Below are 16,002 nucleotides of genomic sequence, written 5' to 3'. Positions count from 1 at the left end.
TATTGTCTTTCAGGTTTTTAAAATTTTTCAGGCCGCATTCTGTTCTAGTTCCTCAACCATATTGACAGGTTGACAGACAAAAAATGTCTGAGGATGCTGCACCGTATAGGCCAATGTAATGACATCATCATTCATTTGCATGCACAAAAATATCCCAAACAAGGCTTTCATCTCTACCGTACTGCCCAGATAAGAATGGCAATACAGGCCGTGATGCAGTTCTATCCCAGCTGTACCTAAATACTGCTGAATTTTTTTAGAGGTATTGATCTGTAATGGATCATCCAGCAATAGTACAAATGCGGCTTCCTGCTGCAACTGTTCAGCAAAATTTGGAGATTGTTGCTGTAAATATTCACTAATATTTTTGACATGCTTTAAGGTTTTAATTGATTTAATTTCCATTAAATCTTCAATGTTTAACTGTGGAGCAGACAGGCATATACTCGCGGCATATTCTCCCGGCAGATATTGTTCCGACTGCCATAACTGCTGTTCCAGCCACTCCTGATCAATTTCAGACTGTACTGCAATCACCAGACTGACCTGTTCATGTTGCTGCTGAATATCATTGAGCAGATTGATCCAGAGTGCATAAGTATTGTGATGATCGACATAATGGAACTCGACATGAATCTGGCGCTGCACAATTTCATATTGCTGTTCTAGCTGTTCAATCAGCGCCTGTTGTGCTTGATCTGGCCAGATATGGATCAATGCTGCTGGCAGCAGAATATGCAGATTCAACTTATTTAATCGTGCCACCTGCTCAAATGAGGGTTCTATTTCATTCTCTTCATCAAACTGTTCATTGATCCAGCCCGGATGCATACGGTATTCATAAGCGGTTTCTGCATCATAGAACATCGCTGACTTTCTCAGATGTGTCGCAATGTGATGCAGACTTTCAGCATGTTGCTCCATCTGCTGCTGAATCAGTAAATTGATTCGTTGCAGCCGCATGCTGTGCAGAGTCTCATCCTCTTCTACTTCGGCTAACAACTCGTCCAGATGTCGAATGCGATAAGACAGGATCGGCAGTCCATAGTGATTGACCAAAGTTTCATCCAGTTTCGGGCTTTTGAATGCCTGCATTGGGTCAATAATTTCATGATTTTCACCAAAGCTATGGATTGCTGCGGATGAATAAATTTTTAAAGTCTGCTCTTCAACCGGTTTATCTTTATTTTTCTCCAGTTCACTTTGCTGTTGTAGCTGTTTTTCTTGATTTTCAGCGGCTTCTAACTTTTCTGCTTTAGCTGTCTGATAAGCTTTCAGCGATGTATAAATCAACCATGGGGAAAGCAATAACAAGCCGGAAAAAACCGGCAGCAGAATAAAAAACTGCAGCATCTCCATAGCCGTCGGATCATACTGCACATCGCGCCAGTAGTAGATCACCAAAGCGCTTGTCAGCAGGATGAGTGCCAGAATGGTTGCAACAATGGTCTTGATCAAGCTGCTCTCCCCATCAGGCTATAACAGGTTTCCTGATTATCTGCAGCGGCTTTTGGCATCAGAAAAGCACCTTGTCCCAGCCCGGCACTTTGATCACCGAGCCGAATTGGGCAGATTTCAGCCTTGCTTAATACCAGACGCAGATCCACCATCAAGGTTGGGCTGCACCAGGTTGAAATCATCTGCTTGAGTTTTTCACTATATTTTTGCTGCGGCAGAAAATCCAGATAGTCCTGACGATTCAAAGGACCAATCACGATTTCAATTTTTTCATCAATCTGGGTCAGCACTTCGCCACAGAAAGTATTGATTCCCAGTAATGCAGGATTTGATCCGCCCAGTGAAGCTTTTTGCGAAGCATCCAGTTTAAACTGTTCTGGTAAATACTCCCGGATCTGAACCTGATGCTTGAACATGCAACCCAGCATGGTTTTCAGCACATAAGCACTATTATTTTGCCCCTGCATCAGACCGGAAAATTCAGCAAAATAATCATCCAGATGCTGTTGCTGATGTTGTTTACGCACATAGCCATTGAGCGCATGCAGAATCTCCAGATAATGATTTTCCTGCTCAATTTCATAACGTACTGGCAGATGATAGTGAATCGAGGCTTCGATATATTGCGCGGTCAGTTTATGGTTAAATAAACCGAGAAAATGCAGGGTTTCCTCGCGCTGCTGACGCGGGCTTTGCTTGATACGGTAGGTATAGGTATAAGGCAATACTCCCTGTGTCCCGGTCAGACCAATCATCGGACTGGTCAGCTGAATTTTCTGATCTGTCCATTGCAGAGACTCAATTTCGGATTTGGGGAAATTCAGATTCAGCGAGCTAGCAAAACTAAAACTCTTGCTCCAGTCTTGTGAGTGTTGCTGCTCCGGATAATGACGCAGCAGACGTGTTGCCTGCACCAGTTCAAAGCGGGTGGACTGCTGATACAGCTGTTCTACTACAGAAGCTTTTTGCCACCAACGTTCTGCACGCATTGGTATACCTCCTGTTCTGTTGCTGCATCAATCACAATCATTTCCACATAACTGTTCATTTGCACTTTCAGATTAAAAATATGATTGAGCAATTGGGCAAAGATATACAGACTCGAGCCTCGGAATGCTTCACTCTCGATTTTGACCTGCGCACGAACCCCACGAACAAACAAAGGAAATGGTTTGTGTTCTAGTAATTTCTGACTAAGTGAAAAATCAATCGATTGAATTGCGGCAATGATCTGCTGGTTTTCCTTGGAAGCCGGCAGGTTATACAGCTCCAGCAATTCCTTCAGATGTGTGATTGCATCGCCTTTCATCAAGGACAGATTATTCAAGGAAAGATGGGAAATGATGCGCCATTGTTCTTTCTGGCTCTGCTTGAATCGATAAGGTAAAGATGGGCGCTTTAACAATAGTCCGCGTCGAGCCAGCTGATTGTCATTTAAGCTGAGCGCATTCTGATCCTTATTATAGCTTTCATAAGGCAGATCGCGGTTACAGCATAGCAACTGGGTACTGATAAAATCAGAGGAAGTATTCTGCGGTTCCAGACTTCGAGAAACCACAGAAAATTTCAGGTCATTCTTTTGCGTACTGGCAATTTCTGGTTGCAGATGATAATAAAATTGTGCGCCGTCATGCCGGTAATGACTCATGGCAAAAAACGGTAAAACCTGATGGGCAACCTGTTCTTTATCACTGTTTTCACGAATCAGGTTCATCTCGGAGACCGCATACACCTGATAATATTCAGGATGATGCGCATCTGAAATGAGTGGATATTCCAGTCGCTGATGATTGATTTTCTGCGGTTCGGCCTGTTTCTCAAACAGGTTAACCACTGGCGTCACGAACAGCTTGAAATTGGCGAGATTCAGTTCTGAATAATTGCGAATCGCAGCCTGATCATTCAGGTTCATTTTAAAGTGAATATGCAACTCAAAATTCGAGGTATCTGCTTCGATCTGATGGAGAAAATCCAGATTCAGGTTCAGGAAACTGAACTTGTCCGGAAAGCAGAAATATTCCAGTAATAGTCGATAGGCTTGATGGGTGTGCTGATCAACTGGCAATATACTCTCCTCCTCGCTAAAGCCTGATAGCTCGAAGGGATTTGAAATCTTGATTTCCTGGCCATTTACCTTTAACGAAAACTGGGTTTCTGTCTTAAAAACCTGATCCAGCATCTGTAAAGGGAAACTGGAAATCGCATCCAGATAAATCGGTAGCTTATGCTTTTGTAGTAAGTTCAACTGATGATTAAAAATTTCAAAGCCCAACACGAGCGTCGCATTACGGTTCAGATGAATGTGCGCCGAAGGATGGGTTTTAAAATGGACTGATTTCAATGCAATTGGCAGTAAAGCCACCTCCTGCACCGTCCGGTATTCACACTGCACACCACGCACACTTTTGGATTTAAGTGAAGTATGTTTCGGGATCAAACGTACATCAGTCAGTTGTTTGATTTTATTCGCATCTCCAAAACTGACCATCGAACAGGCTGGAAACGGCTTTAGATACTGGGGAAACATCACCGCAAAAATCGAACGGGTAAATATTTCATAGCTGTCATATAGCTTTTTATCAATCCGTGCCGAGATCAATGAAAATGCCTGAATCAGGCGCTCAATATGCGGGTCGTCAATCTGTTCCTGATTTAAAGACAGACGTTGGGCAATTTTTGGATATTTATTGGCAAATTCACGGGACTGCTGGCTAAATTCCTGCAGCTGTTTTTCGTAATAAGGTAATAATTCTTCAATCGCGCTCATTCTTATTATGATCTTGGCAAAATAACATATTGTTGTGTGGTCGGTTTTAATAAAGCATCAAAAACTACAGGCTCGTATAAAGGATGGATATTTAAATAGGCCTGAATACTTAAGCACAGGCTACCCATATTGTTTTCATCTAGCAACATTTCCACCCGGACATGCTTAAGCCGTGGTTCATGTGCTGAAATAGAAGCTTCAATCGAGCGACAAATCTTGTCACGATCCATCGGATTTGCAGTCGATAAGCCCACAAAATCAATAATCCCAAATTGCAAAATGGACTTTTTGACCAGCACATAATCATCAATCACATGGTTCAGCATGACCATACGGCTGTTCAACAGATCTTCCAGATCTGCCGCAACGGCTTCACGTAACTGCTGAATCGACATGCCCTGTGCACGGGTTTCATCTTGTGGCAGCAGTCGATCAAACAAGGTCGAACGAAATCCATAAGTATAAAGCTGATCCAGATTCATGTGTTTCCATCATCCATTTGATATTTATTCATTCAGATAGAGGCCTGCAGGTGCAAGCCTCTAAATTCAGAAGCATTAAGCAGCGTAAGATGCCGTATTATTGGATAATGACCATTTCTTGGTTACAGCACCTTTCTGTGTACCGTTGATATCTTGCTGGTTATAAGTCCACTCAACCGCAGCATATTTCAGGCCAAACGCTTCAGTCGGTACGCCTTCTGCATTCACGCTTGGCATGACTTGAGAAATCAGAACGTGTTTCAGTTTGATCTGTAAGTACTTGATACGCTTGTCGCCGTTGGCACGGTAGAAGTCAATCTGAACTTCATCAAAGGTATAACCCGCAGAACATGCTTCCCAAAGTTTCGGGCTGGTAGCATCCAGATCTTTGACAAAAATCATGTCAGAATGTTCTACACGCTCGGCGGTATGACCACCCACACTTGAAGACGTCGCAGATTTAGGCTGGCGAATATTATGGGACCAAGAGTTTACTTCAAGCCAACTTTTATGTTCAGAATCGCGTGATTCACCATCGACTTTATATTTGCCGCGAAATTGGACGTATATGTCTTTCATTGTTATTTTTATCCTGTTTTATAATCAATAATAGAAAATGCAACCGACCTAATTGCTCGATTGCGGCAGTTCAGTGACAAGTCGCAGGGATACTGATAACTCATCAAGCTGAAAATGTGGTCTTAAGAAGACCACTGATTTGTAGTGACCAGGTTCAGCTGGATTTTCTACAACCTTGATTGACGCTTCACGCAAAGGATATTGCGCCTTTGATTCCTGAGAAGCGCCGTCATCCAGTAATACATATTGAGATAACCAGTCATTCAGGAAGGCTTCAACATTGCCTGCAGAAGCAAAACTTCCCACCTTGTCACGCATCATCGCTTTTAAATAATGTGCGATACGTGAAACTGCCATGATGTACTGAATCTGGATCGATAAAGCAGAATTGGCATTCGCGGCATCATTGTCATATTTTTTCGGCTTCTGAGTCGATTGAGCACCAAAAAACGCGGCATAATCGGTATTTTTGCAATGCACTAGTGGTATAAAACCAAGATCACTCAGCTCTTTCTCGCGTCGGTCCGTAATCGCAATTTCGGTTGGACATTTGAATACCACGTCACCGTCATGCGTTTTAAAGGTATGTACAGGAAGTCCTTCAACCAGGCCGCCGCCTTCGACACCACGAATCGCAGCACACCAGCCATGCATATCAAAAGCATTGGTTAAGCGGGTAGCAAAAGCATAAGCTGCATTCATCCACAGATATTCGTGATGATCTTCACCCGATACTTCTTCTACATAGTTAAAACCTTCGGTCGCTGTTCCTTCTTTCGGATGATATGGCAGACGTCCTAATACACGTGGCATGGTCAATGCAACATAGCGTGCATCATCACTTTCACGGAATGAACGCCACTGTACATATTCAGCAGTTTCAAAAATCTTGGACACATCACGTGGACGATCGATATCGGTAAATGATTCCAGCCCGAACATGCTTGAGCTGGCTGCAGAAATAAATGGTGCATGCGCTGCTGCTGCCACATGTGAAATCTGTTCCAGCAAATACATGTCTGATGGCGTCCGATCAAACTCGAAATCACCAATCAAGGTAGCATAAGGTGCTCCACCAAAAGAGCCATATTCTTCTTCATAGATTTTCTTGAATAAGGTGCTTTGATCAAAATCAGTGGCACTTTGGAAATCCTTAATCAATTCCTTTTTGGTAGTATTCAACATCCGGATTTTAATCAAAGAGTTGGATGGAGTTTCCTGACAGAAATAATATAAGCCACGCCAGGTTGATTCAATCTTCTGGAATGCTTCATGATGCATGATCTTGCTCAGCTGGGTTGAAATCAGGGCATCGATTTCAGCAATACGCTTGTCCAGTGCAAGGGTCATGTTATCGGATACAGTAATTGTTCCTGCCATGACTTCACGTGCCAGTTCACCAATCAGACTTTTGGCACGGTCATGCTCTTCATCCGTACGCGCGATACGGCTACGTTCGACGATAGAGTCAAGTAATGAGTATTCTTCAACATTCAGGTGTTCAGCAGTTGCTGCATTTAAATTACTCATGCTCCGCCTCCACACTCATCTTGCGGATCTGATCAGTACTTTTTAGGACTTCATCCAAGAGATCTTCCAAACGTTCATTATTGGAAATTTTATTACGTAAATCTGTTAAACGTTCACGTGCTTCAACCAGTCGTCGCAATGGATCAACCTGCTGCACGACCTGTTCTGGCTTAAAGTTATCCATGGAATTAAAGGTCAGATCCACAGACATCTTGCTGCCCTCTTCGGTCAGGGTATTTTCAACCTGAAAATTGGCCCGTGGCGCCAGTGACTCCATCACTTCATCAATATTGTCTAAATCTACATTGATAAATTTCTTGTCTTTTAGCTTGGTTTTTTCCATTTCAGATGCTGCTGAAAAATCTCCCAGCACGCCGACCACAAAGGGCAACTCCTTGACTTCGCGGGCATCCCCAACTTCCACATCGTAAGTCAATTGCACACGCGGTGGACGAATCCGCTGTAATTTCTTCTGTACACTTTCACGCTTAGCCATATTGCTGATTCCTATGAATTATTTTTTATTAGTTATTTCGAAGTGCACCAAATGGATTGGAGCTAGACTGGACATTAGGGAGGACGACCGGCTCTGTTTTTTTGGCGACAATATTCCTGCTCGACGTTTCTTTTGTTTGACTCCGTACAGGAGCATTTATACGTGTTTTAGCCGAGCTGTTTTTTTTATTTGCCGTGGTCACCGTTTTTTTCTTGTTGCCTGAATCCTTCTCTGCACGTAGAGGCATAACCGTGACGGGTTGGGATAAACGTACATTGTCATTAAAAACTTTGGTAATAGCGTAGGTTTCTTCATTCAGCGGACGGATTTCTGTAGTGCGCATATAGTTCAGGGCATGATTAGAAATCGCAACACCAGCAAGGAAGCTAATATCTGTTAGTTGACGTGTAATGTAATTTTCACGACTTAACTGATCTACTGCTTGAAGTGCTTTCAGATGCAGACCACGATCCAGATAAAGTTGAGCAATATCGGCTTTGATTTTATGCTGTAAATTAAAATCTTTCCGAGTGGCTTTGGCACAAAGCTGTTCATACTGTTGCAGGATTTCTGGATCAGTATCTCCTTCGGCCAGTGGATGAACTTTAAGACATGATTTTTTTAGGGTTGCAGCATGCGTCTGCATCAGACTCATCGTGCAGACAGCCAGCATCAGCACGAGTATGTAACTCATATTTTTTTTCAAAATTAGCCTCAAACTTTTCTTTTTCTGGTTGTTTAATTTTTTACTTGAAATGACTTTTCTGTATTTATTATTTAAAAATCATCTTGCGAATTTAACAAAAAATGATCACACTAAGTCAACAACAAAAATTGACTTTTGTAAAATATTTTTTAACAGTCTCTAAAAAATGTTAAAGATTATATGACTTTTATTCTTTTAAAAACATATAAATATTAGGGTAAAATTGATCAGAAGAACTGATTCAATTGCAGTCATGCAAATAAATAACAACAACAGCACAATCCTATCTTTCAAACCTTAAAAAGATTGTGCCTTGTAAGAATAAATAATGAGAAATACATGAATAATCTGAAAATTTTAATTACTAAATTATCTGATCATGCACGTTTATGTCTTGAGAAATCTGCCAACACCTGTATTCATCAGCAAAATTACGAAATCGAAATTGAACATTTTTTTCTCGAATTACTCTCGCATAACCAGCTAAATGATGTCCAGTTATTGCTTAAAAACTATAAACTTTCTAAAGAAGCTCTGCTAGATGATCTAAATAAAAGTTTATTTCAGCTTAACAAAGGCAATTCGCGCACCCCTATTTTTGCCACGTCAATTATCCGCTTACTTGAGCAGGCATGGCTGCTGGCCTCCGCTGAAAAAGAACCCGTCATTCGTAGTGGTCATCTGCTTGTGGCTTTACTGACTGCGTCTGAACTGTCTCAAATTGCGATGCGTTCATCCGCAATTTTTGAGCTGATTCCAATTGATACAATGAAGCATCAGTTCCTGGATTTGTGCCAGGACAGTATTGAAAATGTGTCAGCTCAATTAGTAACGTCTCAGCCAGTAGCTCATCAAAATGCTAAAACGACTGCAAAGAAAACTCCTGCGCTGGATCAATACACCATCAATCTGACGCAGAAAGCTATTCAAGGAAAAATTGATCCAGTCATTGGGCGTGAATTTGAAATTCGTCTGATGCTGGATATTTTGATGCGCCGTCGTCAGAACAATCCGATTTTGACAGGTGAGCCGGGAGTCGGCAAGACGGCTGTAGTGGAAGGATTGGCTCTCAAAATTGCCCAGCAACAGGTCCCTGATGCCCTGAAAAATGTGCAATTACATGTGCTGGACATGGGGCTGTTACAGGCAGGCGCCAGTGTCAAAGGTGAATTTGAGAACCGACTGAAACAAGTAATTCAGGAAGTACAAAGTGTTGCCTATCCAATCATCCTGTTTATTGATGAAGCGCATACCCTGATTGGTGCGGGTGGCCAGGCCGGTCAGAATGATGCTGCGAATTTACTCAAGCCAGCACTTGCACGAGGTGAATTACGTACTATTGCTGCAACCACGTGGACGGAATACAAACAGTATTTTGAAAAAGATGCAGCGCTCAGCCGCCGTTTTCAGGTCGTCAAAGTTGAGGAGCCGACAGAAGCAGTCGCGATTGATATGCTGCGCGGCATGATTCCAGTAATGGTTCAGCATTTTAATTTGCAGATTGATGATGAAGCGATTATTGCTGCGGTACATGCGTCGCATCGCTATATTAGTGGACGTCAGTTACCCGATAAAGCAATTAGTGTCTTAGACACTGCCGCCGCACGCGTTGCACTGACTCAGAATACTCAACCGGCACAACTCGATCAACTGCAGGCACAATTGCATAATCTGGAACTGGAGCATAAATTACTCACTCAAGAAAACCAGAACCTGCCCATTCATCATGAACGACTTAATGATCTTTCAGTAAAAATTGTAGTGCTTCAGCACAGCATCCAATGTCTGGAAGATCAATGGCAACATGAATTGCACCTTGTTCAGCAGATCCGGCAGTTTCAGGCACAAGACCAGGATGAAAAATCCAGTCAAAAAATTGCGGCGTTACGTGCAGAACTAGTTGAAGTACAGCAAAAAAATCCACTGGTCTTTGAACGCGTCAATGTCAGCATCATTCATGAAATCATTTCGGATTGGACGGGTATTCCAGTGGGTAAAATGGTTAATGATGAAATCAGGCAGGTATTAGAGCTTGAAAACCGTCTGGCACAGCGTGTGATGGGGCAAGATTATGCCCTGCAGCAACTGGTACAAGGCATTAAAACTTCTAAAGCCAGACTGGAAGATCCGAATAAACCCCAAGGTGTGTTCCTACTGATTGGTCCAAGTGGTGTTGGAAAAACTGAAACTGCCCTCGCCCTGGCAAATGAATTGTATGGTGGTGAATCACATCTGATTACTATCAGTATGTCAGAATATCAGGAAGCCCATACTGTTTCTTCATTAAAAGGTGCGCCTCCAGGCTATGTCGGTTATGGTCAAGGTGGCGTGCTGACTGAAGCTGTTCGCCGCAATCCATATAGCGTGGTGTTGCTGGATGAAATTGAAAAAGCGCATCGTGATGTACAGGAATTATTCTATCAGGTCTTTGACAAAGGTATGCTAGAAGATGGTGAAGGACGGCTGATTGATTTTAAAAATACCATAATTTTACTGACCTCCAATGTTGGTTCATCTGCCATCATGCAGGCCTGTCTGAACCATCAACCTGAACACTGGCCAAGTGCAAAGGAGCTGATCGAACAGCTTAAACCTATTTTATATCAGCAGTTTAAACCGGCGTTCTTGGGACGTATGCAGATCGTACCGTACTTCCCGTTACATGATGATCTGCTACTCAAAATTATTAAACATAAACTCGGTAAAATTATTCAGCGTGTTCAAATGCAATATAAAACCGAAGTCACTTATAGCGGCGATCTGTTAGAACTGATTTTAAGCCGTTGTACAGAAGTGGATAGCGGTGCACGTAATGTTGACCATATTCTTAATACCAGTGTATTGCCTGCTTTAGCCACCGAAATTTTAATGGCACTCAGTGAAGAAAAAGTGCCTGAGAAAATTCAGATTGAGGTTGAAAATGATGAGATTACTTATCTTTTAGATCAACAGCAACCCAAAGCGAAAACCAAACGCACCCGAAAAAAGAAAACGGATGCCGTATAAAGCCAGATTTAAAAATTAAAGAAAAAGAATAAGTTTCAGGTGAAGAATGACCCTAGATATTGAACAACTGCTTGCCCCCATCTCTGATCATCGGCCATGTGGGGAGGATTGCTCATTTTCAAATGACTTTCATGCCATTAAAAAGGCCAGAACTCAAGATGATCCTTTGCTAGATCAAGGTGACTGGATCTCTGAGCCACGTCAGGCAGACTGGCAGTTTGTACTGAATAAATCGGTTGAGCTGTTAAGTGATAAAACCAAAGACCTGCGACTTTACACCTGGTTAGCTGAAGCTTGGGCAAGAACTCACGGATTTGAAGGAATTTCCCGTGGCCTGGAACTGAGCCATCGAAGTATTCAGCAATATTGGCCGGATTTACATCCTTTAATTGAGGAAGATGATTTAGATCAGCGCCTGGGTTTACTGCAAGGCTTAATCAGCCAGATTCCGGCATTAATGAAACAGGTTCCCGTGGTCAGTCAGGCACCGTTTTATCATTTGGGAAATTATGAGGCATTTTTACATCAACAAAATATCCGGCTGCGTCAAAGTCAGCAGGATGAAGGTCATGAATCTCTAACTGGCAATGATGAACTTCACAACTTCGAGCAATTGCTACAGGCAACCTCCCGTTCTGTACAAATCCAAAACTACCAGCAGGTTTTGGATATTCATCAGCACTGGCAGCAACTCAAAAAAAACCTAGATGATTTATTGGGTCTGGATGCACCGAGTTTTTCTGGAATAGATGAACAGGTTGATTCCATTATTGCCCTGATTAAACGCCTGTATAAAGTGGAACAGATCGTACATCAAAATAATGAAAACTTATTACAGCCGAAAGAATCAGCAATTCAGCCAGGTTATACGGATACAGTCTCTGCTGTTGCGCAGACTCAATTCAGATTACAGCCACAAAATCATCTGGCCAACCGGGAACAGGCGCTGAAAGTCTTAAATGAAATTGCTAATTATTTCCAGATACATGAACCGCACAGCCCGGTGAGTTATATGCTGCAGAAAACCATTCGCTGGAGCCAGATGCCGCTACACGAATGGCTGGCACACGTGATTAAAAATGAGAATCCCCTGGAACAGGTGCAAGAGTTACTAGGTGTACCCGATATGAATAATTCGAATAGTGAGTGGTAAGACTGAATGTTTAAAGCAGAAAAAGTTCTTTGGGGGGAAGGTTTATTTTTACGACCTCAGCATTTTCAGTTACAAGATGCCTATCATGAACAACGTCTGAACCAGATGATTCAGGCAACCTTTCCTTTTGCCTATGGAATTCAAGTGATTGAATTTGATGAAGCCCAATTCAGCATGAATATCATGGCACTCAGCCGGATTGAAATGGTCTGGCAAGATGGGGAAATTTATCGTGCACCTTCACAGGATCTATTACCTGAGCCCGTGCAACTAGAAAGCCTGAATCTGCGTACAGAAATGGCTATTTATCTTGCTTTACCGATGGTTCAGGCAAGTAAACAAAATCTTAATCATGAAGATAGTTCACAGTCCAGCCGTTATCATTCCCATTTAAGCTCGACTCATGATCTATTTACCAATGCCGCTACAGCTGAAATTACCCTGTTACGCCGTCGTGCGGAATTCAAGATTTTTGAAATCAGCCAGGAACCTGAACAGGCCCTCGATGGTTATTTTTATATGCCGATTGCAACAATGAAACGCCAAAGCTCAGGGCATTTTGTGCTGGATCATAAATTTATTCCACCGATTCTGCATATCGAAGCCTCAGAAAATCTACTGAATAATCTGAAGCGGACTTTGAATATTATTCGCGCCAAAATAAAAACTATTCAGAACAACAACCGTGAAAATGAACAAAAACTGATTGAATTCCGTTCTGGCGATATTGTGTCTTTCTGGTTGGTGAATGCACTCAATACTGCCCATGCCACTCTAAATCACATCCTGCAATATCCACGCATTCATCCAGAACGTCTCTATTCCGAATTATTGCGTCTGATTGGATCATTACTGACTTTTTCAACCACGTATGCTGTCGACCAGTTACCGCAATATCAGCATCATCATTTACAGGACAGTTTTGGCCAGCTGGATGTCATTTTACGTGAGCTGCTGGATACGATTATTTCAAACCGCTATATCAGTATTACCCTGAAAGAAACCCGCCCATCTTATTGGGTGGGGAGTCTTGAAACAGACAAAATTTCCCGGGATACCCGTTTGTATCTCGCGGTATCCAGTAGTGTAATGCCAAGCCATGACCTGATTGCCTATGTACCGATACGCTTCAAAGTAGGCAGTACGGTTGATGTTGAACAGCGGGTCATTGCCGCTTTACCCGCAGTGCCAGTTCAGCATCTGATTCAGGTGCCGACCGCGATTCCGGTACGTTCAGGTGTGAGCTATTTTGAGATAGAACCGAATAATGAACTGTATCAGCACATGATTGAGTCCGAGACCATTTGTGTCTATATCCCGAGTGGGTTCCAGGACATTTCAATTGAGCTGATTGCTGTAGTAAATGGATAAAAATAATGAATAGTCTAAATAATGCCCCTTCACTATTTGACGACGGACAAATTGGCACCGGTTTTACAGCTATAACAAATACAGATACACATCCACACTCAGCGACTGCCAGTCTAGTCGATCTGTTACATGATGGATTCTATGTGGTATTTCTGATTCGTAATCAGTATGTACCTTCCGATTTGGAATCCTTCCGCCAGAAAGTACTGGATATGCTATCACGTTTTGAGACTCAGGCGAGAAAACTGCAATTTTCTGCTAAAGATATTCATGATGCAAAATATGCCTATTGCGCATTACTCGATGAAACCATCGTGACCCAGCAAGCTCCGCATTTTTTTGATCTGCAAAATTTCTGGATGATGAGTCCACTCCAACTAAGTCTGTTTGGATCACAACTGGCAGGTTATCGTTTCTTTGAATACATGGAAGAAATCCGCAATAAAGACAAAGAACGCCTCGCCGTTCTTGAAGTCTATCATTACTGTTTATTGTTAGGCTTTCATGGAAAATACCGGATTGAATCGATGAGTCAGCTGAATAGTCTGATTAGTCGGGTCGGCGATGAGATTGATTATCTCAAAGGGAAAAAAGCCTTTTCTCCTTTTTCGGCCATTCCGGATCAGATTAAACATATCATTCACCGCGAATTACCATTTTTCTGGATTTTGATTTTCTGGCTGCTGTTTGCGCTGGCAAGCTTTGTGGGTTTGCACTATGTATTGTCTAAAGACCGCCATGCAGCATTTGCCCAATATCAAAATGTGATTAGTGTTCCTGCAGAACAGGCTTATATCACCATCCATTTACCATAAATATTGCACCGACTATGGCATACAAAAATAATAAACATATTCCTATCTTACAGCCTGTAAAGGCTCTGTCTTATTCTCCTCAATTTTACTTCTTGAGCGGATTTATACTTGGGGTGTTATCAGTAGGTTCAGCTTTGCTCGGTTATCATTATTATCAGGATCATAAAGACATTACTGCTGCACAATTAACAGTAGAAAGCGATCAAGGCGCAGACTCAAGCCATACGTTAGATAGTGAGCAGCTTATCCAAACAGCCGGTGCGCCGTCGGATCAGGAAAATATCCCTAATCCGGAAGATGGTTTTGATCAAAATATTGACAATATGTTTAAGGTGGCAAAGCCAGAAAGTACAACTAAAACCGAAAATCCTGGTTCACCTTTTGAATCTGCATTTGGTGTTCAAGCGCAAAAGCCTTTACCTCAGACCAATGATAAAATTAAGCCGCTTACATCCCAACCTCAAACTATTCGATCTTCAACTACATCCACTAAAGACATCCAACAATCTGAAAAAAATCCTATAAATGTAAGGCTTGTTACTCAACCCACAAAACCAAAACAATTAGAAAAAACTGTTGAGCTAAAAACAGCAAGTACGTCTACTCAGGAACAGTCACCTGCGAAGACTCCAAAAGAAAATCCTGAAGTCGCACAGTCATAAAGCATGATCTACCTCATATTATCCAGTTTTATTTTACTTAGCCTCGGCATGTTAGTGTTGGTTTCTTATGATTTCAGAATCCGTTTGATAAGCTTATTCACGCAAATTTTACCCTATGGCAAGAACCGTATTTTGGCTGTCAAACAGCTGGCTTGGGAATTTAATCAGGCAGCTTCGTCAGCGAAAATCCAGTCACATTGGCATATTCAGCAATGGTGGATTTTACTGGCCGCATTGGCATTATTCAGCAGCATCGTCATTTTTAGCTTAACCCGTCCGATTACTGCCAGTACTTTTGAAGCCAATTATCTCCGCGAAGTCGATCCGCAAATCTATAGCTTACTGGATGGTCAGGTGCTCGCACCTCCTCCAGAAGTAGATGAACATCTGATTGAAACAGCCTTGCAGGAAGAAGCAAATTACTATGCCAACGTCGTTTCTGCGCAAGTGATTACTCCTTCACCCAATCCTGCTGGAAATGTACATCTGCCAAACAGTCATCATCATAACGATCTCAATACAGCCAACCGGAAATGGGACAAAATTAATCCACGTTATAAACAGCGTTTGTTGATGGTATTTAAAATTATGCGTGAACAGCATGGCTATGAACTGGTTTTATTAGAAGGTTATCGTAGTCCAGAGCGCCAAAATTCACTTTCAGCGAATCCAAATACCACACGCGCCAAAGGCTATCAAAGTTATCATCAGTTTGGTCTGGCCGCGGATATTGCCTTTAAACGGAATGGCAAAGTCGTGATCAGCGAGCGGGATCCATGGGCGATGCGTGGTTATGAACTCTATGGCCAAGTGGCAGAATCTGTCGGACTCACCTGGGGCGGTCGCTGGAAATCAATCAAGGATTATGGTCATACCGAATATCGTATGCCGGGTCTGAAAAAAACTGCTGAAATGGCGGCCCAGCTGATTAATGAAGGTCAGCTACAAGCAGCTGCATACTGACCTTCAACTTCTAC

Annotated in this window: 14 protein-coding genes; 6 read left to right on the top strand and 8 right to left on the bottom strand. The window is 42.4% G+C overall.

The genetic code is table 11. The features are described 5' to 3' along the window. Nucleotides 1-27 precede the first annotated feature (27 nt). The 8 genes from F955_RS11465 to F955_RS11430 all read right to left on the bottom strand — a co-directional run bounded on the left by F955_RS11465 (nt 28) and on the right by F955_RS11430 (nt 8,006). Nucleotides 28-1,458, bottom strand: a complete 1,431-nt coding sequence (locus F955_RS11465) for a hypothetical protein (protein WP_004894645.1) — start codon at nt 1,456-1,458, stop codon at nt 28-30. Further along, a complete protein-coding gene (tssG, locus tag F955_RS11460; RefSeq protein WP_004894643.1) occupies nt 1,455-2,447 on the bottom strand; it encodes a type VI secretion system baseplate subunit TssG in 993 nt (330 codons plus the stop codon). Before tssG ends, F955_RS11465 begins: the two co-directional genes overlap by 4 nt. Beyond that, nucleotides 2,411-4,225, bottom strand: a complete 1,815-nt coding sequence (tssF, locus tag F955_RS11455; protein ID WP_004894641.1) for a type VI secretion system baseplate subunit TssF — start codon at nt 4,223-4,225, stop codon at nt 2,411-2,413. Before tssF ends, tssG begins: the two co-directional genes overlap by 37 nt. A gap of 5 nt (nt 4,226-4,230) precedes the next feature. Beyond that, complete coding sequence (tssE, locus tag F955_RS11450) at nt 4,231-4,707, bottom strand: type VI secretion system baseplate subunit TssE (RefSeq protein WP_004894639.1); 477 nt, start codon at nt 4,705-4,707, stop codon at nt 4,231-4,233. Between the two features lie 75 nt (nt 4,708-4,782). Then, nucleotides 4,783-5,286, bottom strand: a complete 504-nt coding sequence (locus F955_RS11445) for an Hcp family type VI secretion system effector (RefSeq protein ID WP_004894635.1) — start codon at nt 5,284-5,286, stop codon at nt 4,783-4,785. 48 nt (nt 5,287-5,334) lie between these two features. Continuing rightward, entirely contained in the window at nt 5,335-6,816 is a 1,482-nt protein-coding gene (tssC, locus tag F955_RS11440) for a type VI secretion system contractile sheath large subunit (protein WP_004894632.1), read from the bottom strand. Then, entirely contained in the window at nt 6,809-7,312 is a 504-nt protein-coding gene (gene tssB, locus F955_RS11435; RefSeq protein ID WP_004894629.1) for a type VI secretion system contractile sheath small subunit, read from the bottom strand. The genes tssC and tssB overlap by 8 nt, the downstream gene beginning before the upstream one ends. Nucleotides 7,313-7,340: 28 nt before the next feature. After that, nucleotides 7,341-8,006 (bottom strand): hypothetical protein, encoded by a 666-nt coding sequence (locus tag F955_RS11430; protein ID WP_228127685.1) that lies wholly within the window; start codon nt 8,004-8,006, stop codon nt 7,341-7,343. Between the two features lie 351 nt (nt 8,007-8,357). Between F955_RS11430 and tssH the strand changes: the two genes are divergently transcribed. From tssH to F955_RS11400, 6 genes are read left to right on the top strand one after another with little or no spacing between them, the layout of a single operon-like run. After that, nucleotides 8,358-11,024 carry a type VI secretion system ATPase TssH gene (tssH, locus tag F955_RS11425; protein WP_004894622.1) on the top strand — a complete coding sequence of 889 codons (2,667 nt, stop codon included), beginning with the start codon at nt 8,358-8,360 and terminating at the stop codon, nt 11,022-11,024. A 46-nt stretch (nt 11,025-11,070) separates the two neighbouring features. Further along, nucleotides 11,071-12,177 (top strand): type VI secretion system protein TssA, encoded by a 1,107-nt coding sequence (tssA, locus tag F955_RS11420; RefSeq protein ID WP_004894619.1) that lies wholly within the window; start codon nt 11,071-11,073, stop codon nt 12,175-12,177. 6 nt (nt 12,178-12,183) lie between these two features. Further along, nucleotides 12,184-13,548 carry a type VI secretion system baseplate subunit TssK gene (gene tssK / locus F955_RS11415; RefSeq protein ID WP_004894617.1) on the top strand — a complete coding sequence of 455 codons (1,365 nt, stop codon included), beginning with the start codon at nt 12,184-12,186 and terminating at the stop codon, nt 13,546-13,548. A gap of 5 nt (nt 13,549-13,553) precedes the next feature. Further along, nucleotides 13,554-14,363, top strand: a complete 810-nt coding sequence (gene icmH, locus F955_RS11410; protein ID WP_004894615.1) for a type IVB secretion system protein IcmH/DotU — start codon at nt 13,554-13,556, stop codon at nt 14,361-14,363. A gap of 14 nt (nt 14,364-14,377) precedes the next feature. Further along, the gene (locus F955_RS11405) at nt 14,378-15,025 is read left to right on the top strand and encodes a hypothetical protein (RefSeq protein WP_004894610.1); all 648 of its coding nucleotides are present in this window, start codon (nt 14,378-14,380) and stop codon (nt 15,023-15,025) included. 3 nt (nt 15,026-15,028) lie between these two features. Further along, nucleotides 15,029-15,988, top strand: coding sequence for a M15 family metallopeptidase (locus F955_RS11400; RefSeq protein WP_008304806.1), 960 nt, complete (start codon nt 15,029-15,031; stop codon nt 15,986-15,988). Nucleotides 15,989-16,002: the final 14 nt, after the last annotated feature.

The organism is Acinetobacter schindleri CIP 107287, from assembly GCF_000368625.1.
Taxonomy (GTDB): domain Bacteria; phylum Pseudomonadota; class Gammaproteobacteria; order Pseudomonadales; family Moraxellaceae; genus Acinetobacter; species Acinetobacter schindleri.
The sequence above is the reverse complement of the archived record's forward strand: the minus strand, read 5'-3'. Positions and strand labels throughout refer to the sequence as shown.

Coding starts and splice junctions, on each gene's coding strand:
- tssG (WP_004894643.1), bottom strand. CDS start 2,447: ATGCGTGCAGAACGTTGGTGGCAAAAAGCTTCTGTAGTAGAACAGCTG.
- tssF (WP_004894641.1), bottom strand. CDS start 4,225: ATGAGCGCGATTGAAGAATTATTACCTTATTACGAAAAACAGCTGCAG.
- tssE (WP_004894639.1), bottom strand. CDS start 4,707: ATGAATCTGGATCAGCTTTATACTTATGGATTTCGTTCGACCTTGTTT.
- F955_RS11445 (WP_004894635.1), bottom strand. CDS start 5,286: ATGAAAGACATATACGTCCAATTTCGCGGCAAATATAAAGTCGATGGT.
- tssC (WP_004894632.1), bottom strand. CDS start 6,816: ATGAGTAATTTAAATGCAGCAACTGCTGAACACCTGAATGTTGAAGAA.
- tssB (WP_004894629.1), bottom strand. CDS start 7,312: ATGGCTAAGCGTGAAAGTGTACAGAAGAAATTACAGCGGATTCGTCCA.
- F955_RS11430 (WP_228127685.1), bottom strand. CDS start 8,006: ATGAGTTACATACTCGTGCTGATGCTGGCTGTCTGCACGATGAGTCTG.
- tssH (WP_004894622.1), top strand. CDS start 8,358: ATGAATAATCTGAAAATTTTAATTACTAAATTATCTGATCATGCACGT.
- tssA (WP_004894619.1), top strand. CDS start 11,071: ATGACCCTAGATATTGAACAACTGCTTGCCCCCATCTCTGATCATCGG.
- tssK (WP_004894617.1), top strand. CDS start 12,184: ATGTTTAAAGCAGAAAAAGTTCTTTGGGGGGAAGGTTTATTTTTACGA.
- icmH (WP_004894615.1), top strand. CDS start 13,554: ATGAATAGTCTAAATAATGCCCCTTCACTATTTGACGACGGACAAATT.
- F955_RS11405 (WP_004894610.1), top strand. CDS start 14,378: ATGGCATACAAAAATAATAAACATATTCCTATCTTACAGCCTGTAAAG.
- F955_RS11400 (WP_008304806.1), top strand. CDS start 15,029: ATGATCTACCTCATATTATCCAGTTTTATTTTACTTAGCCTCGGCATG.